14 protein-coding genes are annotated in these 15,476 nt (G+C 61.6%); 2 read left to right on the top strand and 12 right to left on the bottom strand.

Annotated elements, in window-relative coordinates; all coding sequences use genetic code 11:
* Nucleotides 1-15: 15 nt before the first annotated feature.
* The 6 genes from MCIT9_RS08190 to queD form a co-directional block, all read right to left on the bottom strand.
* Nucleotides 16-780, bottom strand: coding sequence for a CobW family GTP-binding protein (locus MCIT9_RS08190; RefSeq protein WP_317704416.1), 765 nt, complete (start codon nucleotides 778-780; stop codon nucleotides 16-18).
* Between the two features lie 26 nt (nucleotides 781-806).
* Nucleotides 807-1,223: a phosphoribosyl-AMP cyclohydrolase gene (gene hisI / locus MCIT9_RS08185; RefSeq protein WP_031432563.1), complete on the bottom strand. Its 417-nt coding sequence runs from the start codon at nucleotides 1,221-1,223 to the stop codon at nucleotides 807-809.
* A complete protein-coding gene (gene folE2 / locus MCIT9_RS08180; RefSeq protein WP_317706716.1) occupies nucleotides 1,220-2,005 on the bottom strand; it encodes a GTP cyclohydrolase FolE2 in 786 nt (261 codons plus the stop codon). Before folE2 ends, hisI begins: the two co-directional genes overlap by 4 nt.
* A 17-nt stretch (nucleotides 2,006-2,022) precedes the next feature.
* On the bottom strand, nucleotides 2,023-3,483 hold the full coding sequence (gene tnpC / locus MCIT9_RS08175; protein ID WP_317704415.1) for an IS66 family transposase: 1,461 nt from the start codon (nucleotides 3,481-3,483) through the stop codon (nucleotides 2,023-2,025).
* Between the two features lie 121 nt (nucleotides 3,484-3,604).
* A complete protein-coding gene (gene ltrA, locus MCIT9_RS08170) occupies nucleotides 3,605-4,939 on the bottom strand; it encodes a group II intron reverse transcriptase/maturase (RefSeq protein ID WP_317704409.1) in 1,335 nt (444 codons plus the stop codon).
* Between the two features lie 392 nt (nucleotides 4,940-5,331).
* Entirely contained in the window at nucleotides 5,332-5,961 is a 630-nt protein-coding gene (gene queD, locus MCIT9_RS13690) for a 6-carboxytetrahydropterin synthase QueD (protein ID WP_422880171.1), read from the bottom strand.
* 18 nt (nucleotides 5,962-5,979) lie between these two features.
* On the opposite strand from queD, the gene MCIT9_RS08160 reads away from it, so the two are divergent.
* On the top strand, nucleotides 5,980-7,314 hold the full coding sequence (locus tag MCIT9_RS08160; protein ID WP_317706686.1) for an IS4 family transposase: 1,335 nt from the start codon (nucleotides 5,980-5,982) through the stop codon (nucleotides 7,312-7,314).
* Here the strand turns inward: MCIT9_RS08160 and MCIT9_RS08155 are convergent.
* From MCIT9_RS08155 to MCIT9_RS08130, 6 genes are all read right to left on the bottom strand, one after another.
* Nucleotides 7,280-7,906, bottom strand: coding sequence for a hypothetical protein (locus MCIT9_RS08155; RefSeq protein WP_317704413.1), 627 nt, complete (start codon nucleotides 7,904-7,906; stop codon nucleotides 7,280-7,282). The genes MCIT9_RS08160 and MCIT9_RS08155 overlap by 35 nt on opposite strands.
* Nucleotides 7,851-9,527 (bottom strand): formylmethanofuran dehydrogenase subunit A, encoded by a 1,677-nt coding sequence (locus tag MCIT9_RS08150; protein ID WP_317704412.1) that lies wholly within the window; start codon nucleotides 9,525-9,527, stop codon nucleotides 7,851-7,853. The genes MCIT9_RS08155 and MCIT9_RS08150 overlap by 56 nt, the downstream gene beginning before the upstream one ends.
* 10 nt (nucleotides 9,528-9,537) lie before the next feature.
* Nucleotides 9,538-10,026, bottom strand: a complete 489-nt coding sequence (locus MCIT9_RS08145; protein WP_317704411.1) for a DUF1826 domain-containing protein — start codon at nucleotides 10,024-10,026, stop codon at nucleotides 9,538-9,540.
* Complete coding sequence (tnpC, locus tag MCIT9_RS08140) at nucleotides 10,023-11,483, bottom strand: IS66 family transposase (RefSeq protein WP_317704410.1); 1,461 nt, start codon at nucleotides 11,481-11,483, stop codon at nucleotides 10,023-10,025. Before tnpC (MCIT9_RS08140) ends, MCIT9_RS08145 begins: the two co-directional genes overlap by 4 nt.
* Before the next feature lie 121 nt (nucleotides 11,484-11,604).
* Nucleotides 11,605-12,939, bottom strand: coding sequence for a group II intron reverse transcriptase/maturase (gene ltrA, locus MCIT9_RS08135; protein ID WP_317704409.1), 1,335 nt, complete (start codon nucleotides 12,937-12,939; stop codon nucleotides 11,605-11,607).
* A gap of 495 nt (nucleotides 12,940-13,434) precedes the next feature.
* Nucleotides 13,435-13,947 carry a ZIP family metal transporter gene (locus MCIT9_RS08130; RefSeq protein ID WP_317704408.1) on the bottom strand — a complete coding sequence of 171 codons (513 nt, stop codon included), beginning with the start codon at nucleotides 13,945-13,947 and terminating at the stop codon, nucleotides 13,435-13,437.
* A 169-nt stretch (nucleotides 13,948-14,116) separates the two neighbouring features.
* Between MCIT9_RS08130 and MCIT9_RS08125 the strand changes: the two genes are divergently transcribed.
* Complete coding sequence (locus MCIT9_RS08125; protein ID WP_317706715.1) at nucleotides 14,117-15,451, top strand: IS4 family transposase; 1,335 nt, start codon at nucleotides 14,117-14,119, stop codon at nucleotides 15,449-15,451.
* Nucleotides 15,452-15,476: the final 25 nt, after the last annotated feature.

The following is a 15,476-nucleotide window of genomic DNA, read 5'->3' as shown; positions in this document are numbered from 1 at the left end:
TCAGCCCAGCTCATGTCAACGCCTATCCAAAGAAATCAATATCTTACTGCAGGGGCGAGAGATGTGGGTAATAGGGTGGATGTCGTCCTCGTGTTCGTGGCTGACATCTTCTAGAAAGTCCGGTTCGATTTTCAGGATGTCGTCCAGATTGAAGCCGTCGATGTCCAGGATGTCGTGCAACTCGGTGGCGCCGAAATGTACGCGTTTGATCGGCGCTCTTGGGTTCATCGCTCGCAAGCGGGTTTCCAGATCGGCGACCACTTCGGCTTCCTGCAAATCGGTTTTTGACAACAAAATCCGATCAGCGAAGCCGACTTGTTCTTGCGCTTCGTGGTGTTCTTGCAGTTGTTGATGGGCATGCACCGCATCAACCACGGTGACAATGGCATCCAGTTTGTAGTTTTCGGCGATGTCCTGCTCGATGAAAAAGGTTTGCGCCACCGGCGCCGGATCGGCCAGACCGGTGGTTTCGATGATCACCCGCTCGAAATGCACGTCGCCGTTTTCTCGGCGCTCGGACAATTCGCCCAGGATGCGTACCAGATCGCCGCGTACCGTGCAACAGATACAACCGTTGTTCATGGTGACGATTTGCTCGTCGGCTTGCACCAGCAACTCGTTGTCGATACCGGTTTCGCCGAATTCGTTTTCGATCACCGCAATGCGCCGACCGTGATGTTCGGTGAGAATGCGGTTCAGTAACGTGGTTTTACCAGCGCCTAGAAAGCCGGTCAGGATGGTGACTGGCACCGGGTAGTTGAGTTTTGGGGCGGTATTCATGAACGAGATTTCTCCAAAGAAGTGAATTAAGCGGTGTTCTGCGGTGCGCTGTTCATAACCACGCGATCACCCTGCACCGTATGATAGAAACAGCTGCGGCGCCCGGTGTGACAGGCTGGCCCTTGCTGATCGACCAGCAGCAACAAGGTGTCGCCGTCGCAATCGATGCGCAGTTCTTTCAGCGTTTGATAATGCCCGGACGTCTCGCCTTTGCGCCATAAGCGTTGCCGCGAACGCGACCAATAGCACACCCGGCCGCTACTCAGGGTTTCCAGGATGGCGGCGCGGTTCATCCAAGCCAGCATCAATACTTCTCCGCTGTCGACTTGCTGGGCAATGGCCGGTAACAGGCCGTCGGCGTTGAAGGGTAGCTCAGCCAAGACGGCTTCCCAGGACAGGCTGTCACCAACGGCCAGGGTTTCCGCATGTTTGAACAGATTCATTTCACCCGCTCGATCAAGGCATACGCCGAATGATTGTGAATCGACTCGAAGTTCTCGGATTCCACGATGTAAGCCGTGATGCGAGGTTCAGCTTCCAGTCGGGCGGCCACGTCGCGAACCATGTCTTCGACGAATTTGGGGTGGTCGTAAGCGTATTCGGTCACGTATTTTTCGTCGGGACGCTTCAGCAAGCCATAGATGGGCGACGAAGCCTCGGACTCGACCAGCGCAATCAATTCTTCCAGCCAGATGAATTCCCTGGTCGCAATTGTCACGGTCACGTGCGAGCGCTGGTTGTGAGCGCCGCGCTCGGAGATTTCCTTGGAACACGGGCACAGGCTGGTCACCGGCACCACGATTTTGACTTTGGTGCGGCAGCCTTGGGCGTCGATTTCGCCGATGAAGCTGACCTGATAATCCAGCAGACTGCGCACGCCGCTGACCGGCGCGGCTTTTTCGACAAAATACGGAAAGCGCATGTCGATGTAGCCGGATTCGGCTTCCAACCGCTGCAGCATTTCTTGCAACATGATCGGGAACGAGGCGATGCTGATTTCGCGGTCGTGGCTATTCAAAATCTCGACGAAACGCGACATGTGAGTGCCCTTGAAGTCGTGCGGCAGATTCACGGTCATGTCGAAGCGGGCCACGGTATGTTGCTCGCCGCCGCATTTATCCTGTACCCGCACCGGATGCAGGATGTCCTTGATGCCGACTTTGTCGATGGCGATGCGGCGACTGTCGGCGCGACCTTGGATGTCTTCGATAACACAATTGTTCATGCAGCGATCGTTACCGTTCACGGGCTTGCCACTGGAAGTGGTTGAGGTTCCGGCAGGGGCAGGCGGAAGGTGACCTCGCCCTCTGCCATGCCCTGGGCGCAGATGGTCCGCAGGGTCTGATAGACGCCGATCTTGAGGCGCTTGCAGGTTTCGACCAGCGACAGGATCATGGGTCGGAAGCAGTCACCGCGATGCGACTGGCTGAAGAAACTGGTCTTGCGCCAGATGACATAGGGGCGTAGGGCACGCTCTGCCGTGTTGTTGGTCATCGGTACCCCGGGATGGTCCGGGAAGGTCCAGAACCTGGGAAAATCGTCCAACAACTTGCGGCAGCTGCGACCGGTTTTGTTGTCGCCATGTCTTTGGGCGGCCTGTTCCAGTTCGCGCCGGAAGAGGGCTTTGAGGCGTTCCAATCGCCTTCGGTAGCGGTCGGATGGGTAATGGCTCTGTTGCCAGAGCTTGCCGCAGTGAACCGTCAGGCGGGCGGCCCGGAGCAGGCGTTCGCCATCTTCGCCGGCCTGTCCCTTGCGCCCGGCGATCCGTTCCAGGTTGCGGATGAGATGCGCCCAGCAGTATTGGTGTGAGTCCTGGGGATGGTCGTTGTAGGCCCCGTGGCGGTCGGTCACCAGGATTCCCTGGAAATCCCCCAACAGCTCACCGGCCGCACCCTTGCCGCGGGAATAATGGGTCAGGAAATACGCCATCTGATCGGTCGTCAGCGCCCACAGCCAATAGATGCTGCGGCCCCGGTAGGGGCGGGTCTCGTCGGCATGGGCGATCAGCGCTTTTCTGACCGCTTCGCCAATCTGGTTGTAGACCGGACCCAGCCACGCCTGCAGCGGGATCTGGCTCTGGCTGATCGCCCCCAGGCTGAATCTCAGACCCCATTGTTCTTCCAGCAGCGCTTCGACTTCCCGCAGCGACAGGTGATAGCGCCCCGTCATCAAGCCAATCCACGCCACCAGCCCAGGTCCCATCTGGCCGCGGGGCACCTCATCCGGTAGCCGCCCCTGGTGCTTCTGACCACAACACCCACAGCGGCCTTCATACACCCGGTGTTCGACCACCCGGTAACGAATCTCGGGCAGGTCGAACACCTGATGGGGACGGAATCCCCGCACCGCCACCGACCCACCGCACTCACAGCGGCCATGGGGAAAGTAATGCCGGACCTCGTCCACTGCTTCTGCCGGAACCAGAGCCCGCTCGTGCCTGGGATGTCCCACCTGCGCCCCTTTCTTGCGTCCCGTCGGTCGCTTGCCCTTGCGCTCGGCGCGCTTCTTCGGGCTGTCCTGGGAAGGTGGTTGGGAGGAATTGTCGGACCCCAAGGCCAACTGTTCCTCCAGTTCTTCCACTCGCGCCTGGATCTGCTGAAATTCTCCCAGCGCCCGCCAAAGCGCTTCGATCACCCGGTGGCATTCCTCCACCGTCCCGGGCAAGGGAGGTGGGCGGCTCAGGTCCAGATCAAGTCTTTCCATGGCCCGCATTCTCCTGAATCTTCAGGCACTTGGCAAGACCGGCCGGGTGACCGCGGGCGATTGCTCACCCGCGGTTCCCACAGATCCGGACGTGCCCGATTAAGGCATCCGGCTCCTCGGACTATGGCGTCGCTACGCAACGGGAAATTCCGTGAACCACGCGCGGTGGGGGGAGTGGGTATCGTTTGTACAGCCGCCCAAAATGGTCCCGGTTCATCCGTTCCCGGTTGCGGCGGGACAACCATTTGTACCAGCGCCGTCTGACCTCGTACAGGAAGCGGGCCAGCGATTGGCTGTTGCCGACGATCCCATAGTAGGCATAATGCCCCTTGAGTTTGCGGCTCAGGGCCGCTTGTTGGTCTGCAACCGGCCAGTGGCGGTGCATCCGGCACCCGTGGTTGATCGCCTGCAGGGAGCGGCTGAGCCGGGCTTGGGCGGTCTTGCGTTTGACGACCCAACGCCCTTTCCCTGAGCGTCCCCAGTAGTGGGTGAATCCCAGGTATTGGAAGCTCTGGCCTTTCCGTCCGGGTTTTCTGAAGTCGAGCAGGCGGGTTTTGTCCGGGTGCAGGCGCAGGCCGTATTTGGCCAGGCGCTTGCCCGGAACGGCCAATACCCGCCGGGCGTCTTCTTCCCGTTCGAACACCAGGACCGCATCGTCGGCGAACCGGACTTCGAAGGCGCTGCCTTGCAGTCGCGGTTTGACCGTCTGCTCGAACCACAGGTCGAGCACGTGATGCAGGTAGAGGTTGGCCAGCAGCGGGGAGATCACCCCACCTTGCGGTGTCCCTTGTTCGGGGTAGTGAAGCTGTCCGCTCTCCATGACGCCGGCATTCAGCCATTTACCGATCACGCGGCAGATCACGCCGTCGCGCACCCTCTGCCCCAGAAAGTTCCGCAGCCGGTCCCGGTCCACGTCGTCGAAGAAGTTTTGGATGTCCAGGTCGATGACCCAGCCACCGCCCATGGCCATCAGCCCGCCCCATAGCCTCTCCAGGGCCTGGTGGGCACTGCGTCCGGGCCGGAACCCGTAGGCGCAGTCGAGAAAGTCCTGCTCGAAGATGGGTTCCAGCGCCATCAGCACCGCCCGTTGCAGCACCTTGTCTTCCAGCGTGGGAATGCCGATCGGGCGGGTCTTTCCCGTTCCCGGCTTGGGCAGGTGGACGCGCCGTACCGCAGGCGCCCGATACCGGCCGGTCTTGAACCGTTCCAGCAGGCGCGTCAGGTTCTCCTCTAAGGCGGCTGCGTATTGGGATGCAGTCACGCCGTCCACCCCGGCGGCCCCGTCCTTGCGGGTGCGCCGCCAGGCTTCTTCCAGCCACACCACGTCGATGTGGTGGGCAATCGTGGTCAGTTCCAGCTTCGGTTCGATCCGGGCCAGTTCCACTAGCTTCCGTTGTCGTGTTGAGATGTTTTCCTGGCTCGATGTCCCGGCCATCTGCCCCTCCGAAAGCCCCATCGTCCGACCTGCCGCTTCCCTCCATCGGGTCCCTTGGGGCAGGTTCCCCGACTTCCCAGGTACTATCGGCAGGCTCCGATTGCTCGATCACCTTCCCAGCGCGCTTCGTCGCCTTCGCGCGCCGGTACCCTGCTTCGTGTCCCGTTCGCTCCCATCGGCCGGACACCGCTCCGATGGGCCTGGGCCTTTTCTCACACGGCGCCCGCACCGCTCTTCCCGCAAGGAGTGATCGAGCCCTCCCAGGTTCCTGGGCGACCCTTGCCCTGCATGCCCCGCTCTTCGACCCCGGCGGAGGGATGATGCCAGGCCAGTACAGCACCACCCCTGTTGCCTTCCGTCCGTTCAACAACGTCGGCTCCGCATTCCGTACTTTCGAGGCTCCATCACGCGGCCTACAGGCCCCCTGTGTACGCTTCGCAGTCGGGATCGCTCCTCGACCACGCAACACTCGGTTCCGGCTGGTGGCCAGCCTTGGCCGGACAGGACTTGCACCTGTCAGGTCGCTCTGAAGGTTTCAGCGATGTCTTTCCTTCTACATAACTTCCTCCTTCTCCAGGCTTGGCCTGGCGCAATGAACGGGTACTGCAGCGATCTCCTTGTAGCGGACGCAGGCGGTGTCGGTTTCCCAGATCGTGACGGCGCTGACACTGACGCCGCTGCCATTCAAGATTTTCGAATTGCCGGTAAAACCAGGCCGCCAGGTTTTCGGCGCTGGGGTTGATGCGGTCGAAGGGTTCGATGTCGTTCAAAAACCGGTTATCCAGGCTATCGGCCAAAGTCCGGGTGGCCGCCTTGATGGCTTTGAAATCGATGGCAATACCGATGTCATTCAGCACTTTGGCTTCTACCTCGGTTTCGACTTTCCAGTTATGCCCATGCAGGCGGCGGCAATCGCCGGGGTAATCGCGCAAGGCATGGGCGGCGCAAAATTGGGCCTGGATTTTCAGGGTATAGAGCACCCTATTACCCACATCTCTCGCCCCTGTAGTAAGATATTGATTTCTTTGGATAGGCGTTGACATGAGCTGGGCTGAACAAGAATTTTTTCCCTGGCGCTGGGCGATGCCCGCCTGAACCGGCGGCTGTGCCGGGTGATAGAAGCGATGGCAAACGATCCGATGGCGAGCGTTCCCAACGTTTGCGGGGGTGGCTGGGCGGAGACCAAGGCGGCCTACCGGCTGCTGGACAATGCCAGGCTGGATTTTCGGGAGGTGTTGCGGGCCCACAGTGTGCCGACCCTGGAACGGATCCGGCAGCAGTCGCGGGTGCTGTGCCTGCAGGACACCACCGAGCTGGATTATTCCGGGCGGCCGTCGATGGCGGGGTTGGGAAGGCTGAATTACGAGCAGCGTCAGGGGTTGTACCTGCATCCGACACTGGTGATCAGTGAGGCGGGCGTGGCCCTGGGGGTGACCGACTGCTGGCACTGGGCGCGTTTGCCCAAGGGGGAGCCGGACCTGGCCGAAAGCCTGCGTTGGGTGGAAGGTTATGAGCGGGTGGCCGAGATGGCCGCCCTGGCGCCCGAGACCCGGCTGGTGTATGTCGCCGACCGCGAAGGTGACCTTCGGGCCCTGATCGACCGGGCCGAACAGCTGGGCTTTGCCGCCGATTACCTGATCCGGGTGCAGCACGACCGTAAGCTCAACGACCCTCTCGATGGCAAACTGCGGGCCGCGGTCGAAGCCCAGCCGGTGTTGGGGACGATCGCCTTTGACCTGCCGGCCGGCGGCAACCGCCCGGCCCGGCAGGTCACACAAACAATCCGGCTCGCCCGGGTCGAACTGAAGACCCGCAGCGGCCCGGGTCCCCAAGTCACCGTCATCCTGGCCCGGGAAGAGGCGCCCCCCGAAGGCCAGGAAGCGGTCGAATGGTGCCTGATCACCAACGAAAAGATCACCACCCTGGAACAGGCCAGAGCGCGCATCGAATGGTACCGCAAACGCTGGTGGATCGAGGTCTACTTCCGCATCCTCAAAAGCGGCTGCCGCATCGAAGCCCTGCAACTTCGCACCCGGGAACGCCTGGAACGGGCCCTGGTGCTGTATCTGATCGTCGCCTGGCGCATCCTGATGCTGATGACGCTCGGGCGGGAACATCCCGAGTGGTGCTGTGAAGTGGTGTTCTCTGTCGAAGAATGGCAGACCGCCTGGGCCATCCACCATCGCACCCCGCCGCCCGCGACGCCGCCGGATTTGGGCACCATCGTCCGCATCGTGGCCGGCTTTGGCGGCTGGCTGGGGCGCAAGAACGATCCCCCGCCCGGTCCCAAAGCCCTGTGGCAGGGCATGACCAAACTGAGCGCCTACGTGGAGGCCGTGACCGCCATCCGGGCGGCCGAGATCAAGTTCCCTCAGAGAAAACGGATAAGACATTGATTCCTATGAGAAGGGGGAAGATACGGGTAATAGGGTGGCCGTAGATGCGTTGCAGCATGGGCTGGCGATGATCGCCGCGCCAATAAGCGCCCGCCAGCTTCAGTAATTTAAAGGCAAGTCCAATTTGCCCGGTATCCGCGCCGTGCGGGCCACGGCACAGGTCGGTAAATTCGCCCTGCCGGTAGACGCTGATGGTCTCGTGTTCCGGAATGGCGACCAGCAACTCTTGTTTAAAGCGTTCGCCTGTTGCGGCGAAAAACGCATCGGCTTCGGCACGGGGCCATTCTTCCCGCCGAATGGGTTCGCGGCGGAAAACGATCTCGCGCATGCGCTGCTCGATGGCCGGCAATTCGTCGGCGGTCAACGGCTCTGGAAACGCAAAATCGTAATAAAAGCCGTGTTCGAAGGCCGGACCGATGGCGACTTGGACGGCCGGATATAACTCCTTGACGGCTTGCGCCAACAGGTGGGCGCAGTCGTGGCGCAAGGTTTCCAGATCGGTTTCGAGTGTTGAGCGATTTGATGGCATAGGTTGGCTAAGACAAGGCAATATTGCGGAAACGCGGCTGCCCGAGATAATCGAAATCGGCATCGTTGACCCCGTATTGACTGAGTTTCAAACTGTAAAAACGGTCGAAATGCTGTTTGACGGTGCGGGTGATGCCGGTGTCGTAGATCGGGCTGACGGTTTGCGCCAGACCGGTCGGCCGCTCGATCACCACACCGTCCTGCACCACCAGGCGGCCGTTTTTGAACAGCAGTGCGGCGTTAGCGAACATGGCTTGGTAATCGGGACGAGAACCAGCGGCTTGGTCGGATCGCGTGTGCGGATCGTAAACCACAATGTCGGCGATGGCGCCAGGGGCGAGATGACCGCGATCGTTGAGGCCCAGCAATTTGGCAGCGGCGGAGCGGGTCATGGTGGCAACTTCGCTCAAGCTCAGTTCGCGCTTCAAATTCGGCAGCAGGGTCAGTGCCAAGGCTTCCTGATTCAGACGTGCCATGCACTGCTGCCGGTAGTCGGCGTCCATCAGTAAGCGCAACAGTTCCGGGTAGGCGGTAAATGGTGCGCCATTGGGGTGGTCGGTGGTAAAAAACAGCCGTTCCGGCGCCTCGGCCAGTAAAAACAGTTCCAAACCGATCGCCCATTGCAGGGTGTTGACGAAGCTGGCTTCGCGGTAACGGTACGGCACCACGCCGCCGGAGCCTTCTGTTTCGGCGTCCCACATCACGTATTTGCTCGGGCTGGCGTCGGCGTGGCGGCTGTATTGGGCAATTACATCGCCGGAGATCGTCACCGTTTGGCCGAACAGCACTTGGCCGACGTCCATGGTGATGTTGGGGTGGCGATTGAAGGCTTCCAGCAGTTTGGCCGCCGCCGACGAAAAGCCTTTCGCGCCTTCGCTGCCGTAGGCGTAGAACTGCACGTGGGCAAGGTGCATCGGCAAGCCTTGCGCGGCGTCCATGGTGGCAACGATGGTGTCGACGTTGCCGGGAATGCCGAGGTTGTTGCAATGGACGTGCAGCGGATGCGGTACGCCGATCTGGCAGGCGGCAGTTTGCAGGGTTTGCAGAATTTGCCGCGAGCTGACGCCGTAATCCGGCACGATGTCGTCCAGGCCGAATTGGCGGACGTTACTTTTAAAGGCGTTGGCGCCGCCGGCGTTGATGATCTTCAGGCCCATCGCGCGGGTGGCGTTCAAGGTCCAGGCCACGTAATCGTTGATCTGGTTCTGGCTGGCCTTGGACCGCATCAACCGCAGCAATAAATCGTCGTTGCCCAGTATCGCCAGCGCGGCGGTGTCCAGAATTGGAATGTCGGCCATTTGCAGATGCACGTCCAACGCGTCGACCGGCAGCATCGCCGGTTCGACCACGGTGGTGTAGCCCATGCGGGCGTAGCGGTAGCCGGTGTCGGTGGTAGACCATTTGGCGGTGCTGAAGGGATGGTTAAGCCGCCGGGCCATGTGGTTGCGATGCTGTTCCGGTAGCAACAGCCGGGCAGTGTTGACGTTACCGCCGGCGATGTGGCTGTGAATGTCGATGGCCCCGGCCATGACAATTTTGCCCGCCAGATCATAAACCGCGTCGAAGTGCGCATCCGGACCGGGATCATTTGCCATCAGTCCATCTTGAATGAACAGGTCACGCTGTTCGCCGTGTAGGTTTTGCGCGGGATCGTAAATCCGCCCACCCGTTAACTTGATCAGCAAATCCGTCTCCCTACAGCATATCCAGAGTCAACAACAATCTGCGTGGCTGCACGGCGGTTGGCTGCGGCGAGCGATGCACTAAGCCATGACCTTCGTTGCCTTCCCAGTTTTCGCCTTTCATCAGTCCCACCGCGTAAGCGGGCATTTGCCGGATTGCGGTGGGATCGGCAATCAGGCCGGATTCGGCATCCGGAAAGCCGCAACCGCCCATGCCCAATTTGGCGCGCTCGAATGCATATTCCGGTAGCCATTCGGTACCGATGCCGCCGTAACTGCAAATCATCCGCGCCGGCACCCGGTCGACGTGGAAGCGCGGGCACATGGCTTTATCCAGTGTCCTTAGGCGTAAACCGGCTTCACGGCGTTCGAACAGTTCGCAGAACGCCGTGACCAGTAACTCGACATCGGCCAGCCAGTCTCGATAACCGGGTATTTGTGCGGTTGCCGGCCATAGCTTGTTGAAGTCGAATTGCAGCGGATCGACCGGGTTACCGTTCACGGTCTTGCCACTGGAAGTGGTTGAGGTTCCGGCAGGGGCAGGCGGAAGGTGACCTCGCCCTCTGCCATGCCCTGGGCGCAGATGGTCCGCAGGGTCTGATAGACGCCGATCTTGAGGCGCTTGCAGGTTTCGACCAGCGACAGGATCATGGGTCGGAAGCAGTCACCGCGATGCGACTGGCTGAAGAAACTGGTCTTGCGCCAGATGACATAGGGGCGTAGGGCACGCTCTGCCGTGTTGTTGGTCATCGGTACCCCGGGATGGTCCGGGAAGGTCCAGAACCTGGGAAAATCGTCCAACAACTTGCGGCAGCTGCGACCGGTTTTGTTGTCGCCATGTCTTTGGGCGGCCTGTTCCAGTTCGCGCCGGAAGAGGGCTTTGAGGCGTTCCAATCGCCTTCGGTAGCGGTCGGATGGGTAATGGCTCTGTTGCCAGAGCTTGCCGCAGTGAACCGTCAGGCGGGCGGCCCGGAGCAGGCGTTCGCCATCTTCGCCGGCCTGTCCCTTGCGCCCGGCGATCCGTTCCAGGTTGCGGATGAGATGCGCCCAGCAGTATTGGTGTGAGTCCTGGGGATGGTCGTTGTAGGCCCCGTGGCGGTCGGTCACCAGGATTCCCTGGAAATCCCCCAACAGCTCACCGGCCGCACCCTTGCCGCGGGAATAATGGGTCAGGAAATACGCCATCTGATCGGTCGTCAGCGCCCACAGCCAATAGATGCTGCGGCCCCGGTAGGGGCGGGTCTCGTCGGCATGGGCGATCAGCGCTTTTCTGACCGCTTCGCCAATCTGGTTGTAGACCGGACCCAGCCACGCCTGCAGCGGGATCTGGCTCTGGCTGATCGCCCCCAGGCTGAATCTCAGACCCCATTGTTCTTCCAGCAGCGCTTCGACTTCCCGCAGCGACAGGTGATAGCGCCCCGTCATCAAGCCAATCCACGCCACCAGCCCAGGTCCCATCTGGCCGCGGGGCACCTCATCCGGTAGCCGCCCCTGGTGCTTCTGACCACAACACCCACAGCGGCCTTCATACACCCGGTGTTCGACCACCCGGTAACGAATCTCGGGCAGGTCGAACACCTGATGGGGACGGAATCCCCGCACCGCCACCGACCCACCGCACTCACAGCGGCCATGGGGAAAGTAATGCCGGACCTCGTCCACTGCTTCTGCCGGAACCAGAGCCCGCTCGTGCCTGGGATGTCCCACCTGCGCCCCTTTCTTGCGTCCCGTCGGTCGCTTGCCCTTGCGCTCGGCGCGCTTCTTCGGGCTGTCCTGGGAAGGTGGTTGGGAGGAATTGTCGGACCCCAAGGCCAACTGTTCCTCCAGTTCTTCCACTCGCGCCTGGATCTGCTGAAATTCTCCCAGCGCCCGCCAAAGCGCTTCGATCACCCGGTGGCATTCCTCCACCGTCCCGGGCAAGGGAGGTGGGCGGCTCAGGTCCAGATCAAGTCTTTCCATGGCCCGCATTCTCCTGAATCTTCAGGCACTTGGCAAGACCGGCCGGGTGACCGCGGGCGATTGCTCACCCGCGGTTCCCACAGATCCGGACGTGCCCGATTAAGGCATCCGGCTCCTCGGACTATGGCGTCGCTACGCAACGGGAAATTCCGTGAACCACGCGCGGTGGGGGGAGTGGGTATCGTTTGTACAGCCGCCCAAAATGGTCCCGGTTCATCCGTTCCCGGTTGCGGCGGGACAACCATTTGTACCAGCGCCGTCTGACCTCGTACAGGAAGCGGGCCAGCGATTGGCTGTTGCCGACGATCCCATAGTAGGCATAATGCCCCTTGAGTTTGCGGCTCAGGGCCGCTTGTTGGTCTGCAACCGGCCAGTGGCGGTGCATCCGGCACCCGTGGTTGATCGCCTGCAGGGAGCGGCTGAGCCGGGCTTGGGCGGTCTTGCGTTTGACGACCCAACGCCCTTTCCCTGAGCGTCCCCAGTAGTGGGTGAATCCCAGGTATTGGAAGCTCTGGCCTTTCCGTCCGGGTTTTCTGAAGTCGAGCAGGCGGGTTTTGTCCGGGTGCAGGCGCAGGCCGTATTTGGCCAGGCGCTTGCCCGGAACGGCCAATACCCGCCGGGCGTCTTCTTCCCGTTCGAACACCAGGACCGCATCGTCGGCGAACCGGACTTCGAAGGCGCTGCCTTGCAGTCGCGGTTTGACCGTCTGCTCGAACCACAGGTCGAGCACGTGATGCAGGTAGAGGTTGGCCAGCAGCGGGGAGATCACCCCACCTTGCGGTGTCCCTTGTTCGGGGTAGTGAAGCTGTCCGCTCTCCATGACGCCGGCATTCAGCCATTTACCGATCACGCGGCAGATCACGCCGTCGCGCACCCTCTGCCCCAGAAAGTTCCGCAGCCGGTCCCGGTCCACGTCGTCGAAGAAGTTTTGGATGTCCAGGTCGATGACCCAGCCACCGCCCATGGCCATCAGCCCGCCCCATAGCCTCTCCAGGGCCTGGTGGGCACTGCGTCCGGGCCGGAACCCGTAGGCGCAGTCGAGAAAGTCCTGCTCGAAGATGGGTTCCAGCGCCATCAGCACCGCCCGTTGCAGCACCTTGTCTTCCAGCGTGGGAATGCCGATCGGGCGGGTCTTTCCCGTTCCCGGCTTGGGCAGGTGGACGCGCCGTACCGCAGGCGCCCGATACCGGCCGGTCTTGAACCGTTCCAGCAGGCGCGTCAGGTTCTCCTCTAAGGCGGCTGCGTATTGGGATGCAGTCACGCCGTCCACCCCGGCGGCCCCGTCCTTGCGGGTGCGCCGCCAGGCTTCTTCCAGCCACACCACGTCGATGTGGTGGGCAATCGTGGTCAGTTCCAGCTTCGGTTCGATCCGGGCCAGTTCCACTAGCTTCCGTTGTCGTGTTGAGATGTTTTCCTGGCTCGATGTCCCGGCCATCTGCCCCTCCGAAAGCCCCATCGTCCGACCTGCCGCTTCCCTCCATCGGGTCCCTTGGGGCAGGTTCCCCGACTTCCCAGGTACTATCGGCAGGCTCCGATTGCTCGATCACCTTCCCAGCGCGCTTCGTCGCCTTCGCGCGCCGGTACCCTGCTTCGTGTCCCGTTCGCTCCCATCGGCCGGACACCGCTCCGATGGGCCTGGGCCTTTTCTCACACGGCGCCCGCACCGCTCTTCCCGCAAGGAGTGATCGAGCCCTCCCAGGTTCCTGGGCGACCCTTGCCCTGCATGCCCCGCTCTTCGACCCCGGCGGAGGGATGATGCCAGGCCAGTACAGCACCACCCCTGTTGCCTTCCGTCCGTTCAACAACGTCGGCTCCGCATTCCGTACTTTCGAGGCTCCATCACGCGGCCTACAGGCCCCCTGTGTACGCTTCGCAGTCGGGATCGCTCCTCGACCACGCAACACTCGGTTCCGGCTGGTGGCCAGCCTTGGCCGGACAGGACTTGCACCTGTCAGGTCGCTCTGAAGGTTTCAGCGATGTCTTTCCTTCTACATAACTTCCTCCTTCTCCAGGCTTGGCCTGGCGCAATGAACGGGTACAGTCCCATGACCGGATCGGCCAGAAAGCTACCCGCGATCAGAATGCCGTCGACAAAGTTATGCATGGCATCGCCGATCAGATTCATTTTGGCCAAAGGCAAAATGTGATCGGTGGTTGGGCGGGTGTCGACGTTGTGGTCGTGACGCCAGCGCACGCCTTTTTCCAACATGAAAAAAACAAACATACCGATTAGCACGGTCAGACAGACCTCGCTGACTGCCCCATGGCGCTGAATGGCATCGGGAATCAGATGAATGAAGGCATCGCCCAGCAGTACACCAACAGCCAAGGCCACCAGATTGGGTACCAGCCATTTTAATGTCTCAGGTTTTAGCCAGAGCGCAATCGCACTCGACAGCGAGCATAAACTGACGGCGAGACAGGCGGCAATTGTGCCGGTTACGGTCGTTAAGACAATGGTCATGTTCTGCCCAGGGCCGGTGTTTTTATGGAACGGTATTCGTGGTGCGAGCTGTAGATGAACGCGGCGATTTTGCCGGGTAATAAGTCACCCTATTACCCACATCTCTCGCCCCTGCAGTAAGATATTGATTTCTTTGGATAGGCGTTGACATGAGCTGGGCTGAACAAGAATTTTTTCCCTGGCGCTGGGCGATGCCCGCCTGAACCGGCGGCTGTGCCGGGTGATAGAAGCGATGGCAAGCGATCCGATGGCGAGCATTCCCAACGTTTGCGGGGGTGGCTGGGCGGAGACCAAGGCGGCCTACCGGCTGCTGGACAATGCCAGGCTGGATTTTCGGGAGGTGTTGCGGGCCCACAGTGTGCCGACCCTGGAACGGATCCGGCAGCAGTCGCGGGTGCTGTGCCTGCAGGACACCACCGAGCTGGATTATTCCGGGCGGCCGTCGATGGCGGGGTTGGGACGGCTGAATTACGAGCAGCGTCAGGGGTTGTACCTGCATCCGACGCTGGTGATCAGTGAGGCGGGCGTGGCCCTGGGGGTGACCGACTGCTGGCACTGGGCGCGTTTGCCCAAGGGGGAACCGGACCTGGCCGAAAGCCTGCGTTGGGTGGAAGGTTATGAGCGGGTGGCCGAGATGGCCGCCCTGGCGCCCGAGACCCGGCTGGTGTATGTCGCCGACCGCGAAGGTGACCTTCGGGCCCTGATCGACCGGGCCGAACAGCTGGGCTTTGCCGCCGATTACCTGATCCGGGTGCAGCACGACCGCAAGCTCAACGACCCTCTCGATGGCAAACTGCGGGCCGCGGTCGAAGCCCAGCCGGTGTTGGGGACGATCGCCTTTGACCTGCCGGCCGGCGGCAACCGCCCGGCCCGGCAGGTCACACAAACAATCCGGCTCGCCCGGGTCGAACTGAAGACCCGCAGCGGCCCGGGTCCCCAAGTCACCGTCATCCTGGCCCGGGAAGAGGCGCCCCCCGAAGGCCAGGAAGCGGTCGAATGGTGCCTGATCACCAACGAAGAAATCACCACCCTGGAACAGGCCAGAGCGCGCATCGAATGGTACCGCAAACGGTGGTGGATCGAGGTCTACTTCCGCATCCTCAAAAGCGGCTGCCGCATCGAAGCCCTGCAACTTCGCACCCGGGAACGCCTGGAACGGGCCCTGGTGCTGTATCTGATCGTCGCCTGGCGCATCCTGATGCTGATGACGCTCGGGCGGGAACATCCCGAGTGGTGCTGTGAAGTGGTGTTCTCTGTCGAAGAATGGCAGACCGCCTGGGCCATCCACCATCGCACCCCGCCGCCCGCGACGCCGCCGGATTTGGGCGCCATCGTCCGCATTGTGGCCGGCTTTGGCGGCTGGCTGGGGCGCAAGAACGATCCCCCACCCGGCCCCAAAGCCCTGTGGCAGGGCATGACCAAACTGAGCGCCTACGTGGAGGCCGTGACCGCCATCCGGGCGGCCGAGATCAAGTTCCCTCAGAGAAAACGGATAAGACATTGATTCCTATGAGAAGGGGGAAGATGTG

The organism is Methylomarinovum caldicuralii, assembly GCF_033126985.1.
GTDB lineage: Bacteria > Pseudomonadota > Gammaproteobacteria > Methylococcales > Methylothermaceae > Methylohalobius > Methylohalobius caldicuralii.
Note: the sequence above shows the minus strand (reverse complement) of the source record. Positions and strands in the feature narration are given on the sequence as shown.

Bases quoted from the DNA above. Each gene is read 5' to 3' on its own strand.
- MCIT9_RS08190 (WP_317704416.1), bottom strand. From the start codon at position 780: ATGAATACCGCCCCAAAACTCAACTACCCGGTGCCAGTCACCATCCTG.
- hisI (WP_031432563.1), bottom strand. From the start codon at position 1,223: ATGAATCTGTTCAAACATGCGGAAACCCTGGCCGTTGGTGACAGCCTG.
- folE2 (WP_317706716.1), bottom strand. From the start codon at position 2,005: ATGAACAATTGTGTTATCGAAGACATCCAAGGTCGCGCCGACAGTCGC.
- tnpC (WP_317704415.1), bottom strand. From the start codon at position 3,483: ATGGAAAGACTTGATCTGGACCTGAGCCGCCCACCTCCCTTGCCCGGG.
- ltrA (WP_317704409.1), bottom strand. From the start codon at position 4,939: ATGGGGCTTTCGGAGGGGCAGATGGCCGGGACATCGAGCCAGGAAAAC.
- queD (WP_422880171.1), bottom strand. From the start codon at position 5,961: ATGTCAACGCCTATCCAAAGAAATCAATATCTTACTACAGGGGCGAGA.
- MCIT9_RS08155 (WP_317704413.1), bottom strand. From the start codon at position 7,906: ATGCCGATTTCGATTATCTCGGGCAGCCGCGTTTCCGCAATATTGCCT.
- tnpC (WP_317704410.1), bottom strand. From the start codon at position 11,483: ATGGAAAGACTTGATCTGGACCTGAGCCGCCCACCTCCCTTGCCCGGG.
- ltrA (WP_317704409.1), bottom strand. From the start codon at position 12,939: ATGGGGCTTTCGGAGGGGCAGATGGCCGGGACATCGAGCCAGGAAAAC.
- MCIT9_RS08130 (WP_317704408.1), bottom strand. From the start codon at position 13,947: ATGACCATTGTCTTAACGACCGTAACCGGCACAATTGCCGCCTGTCTC.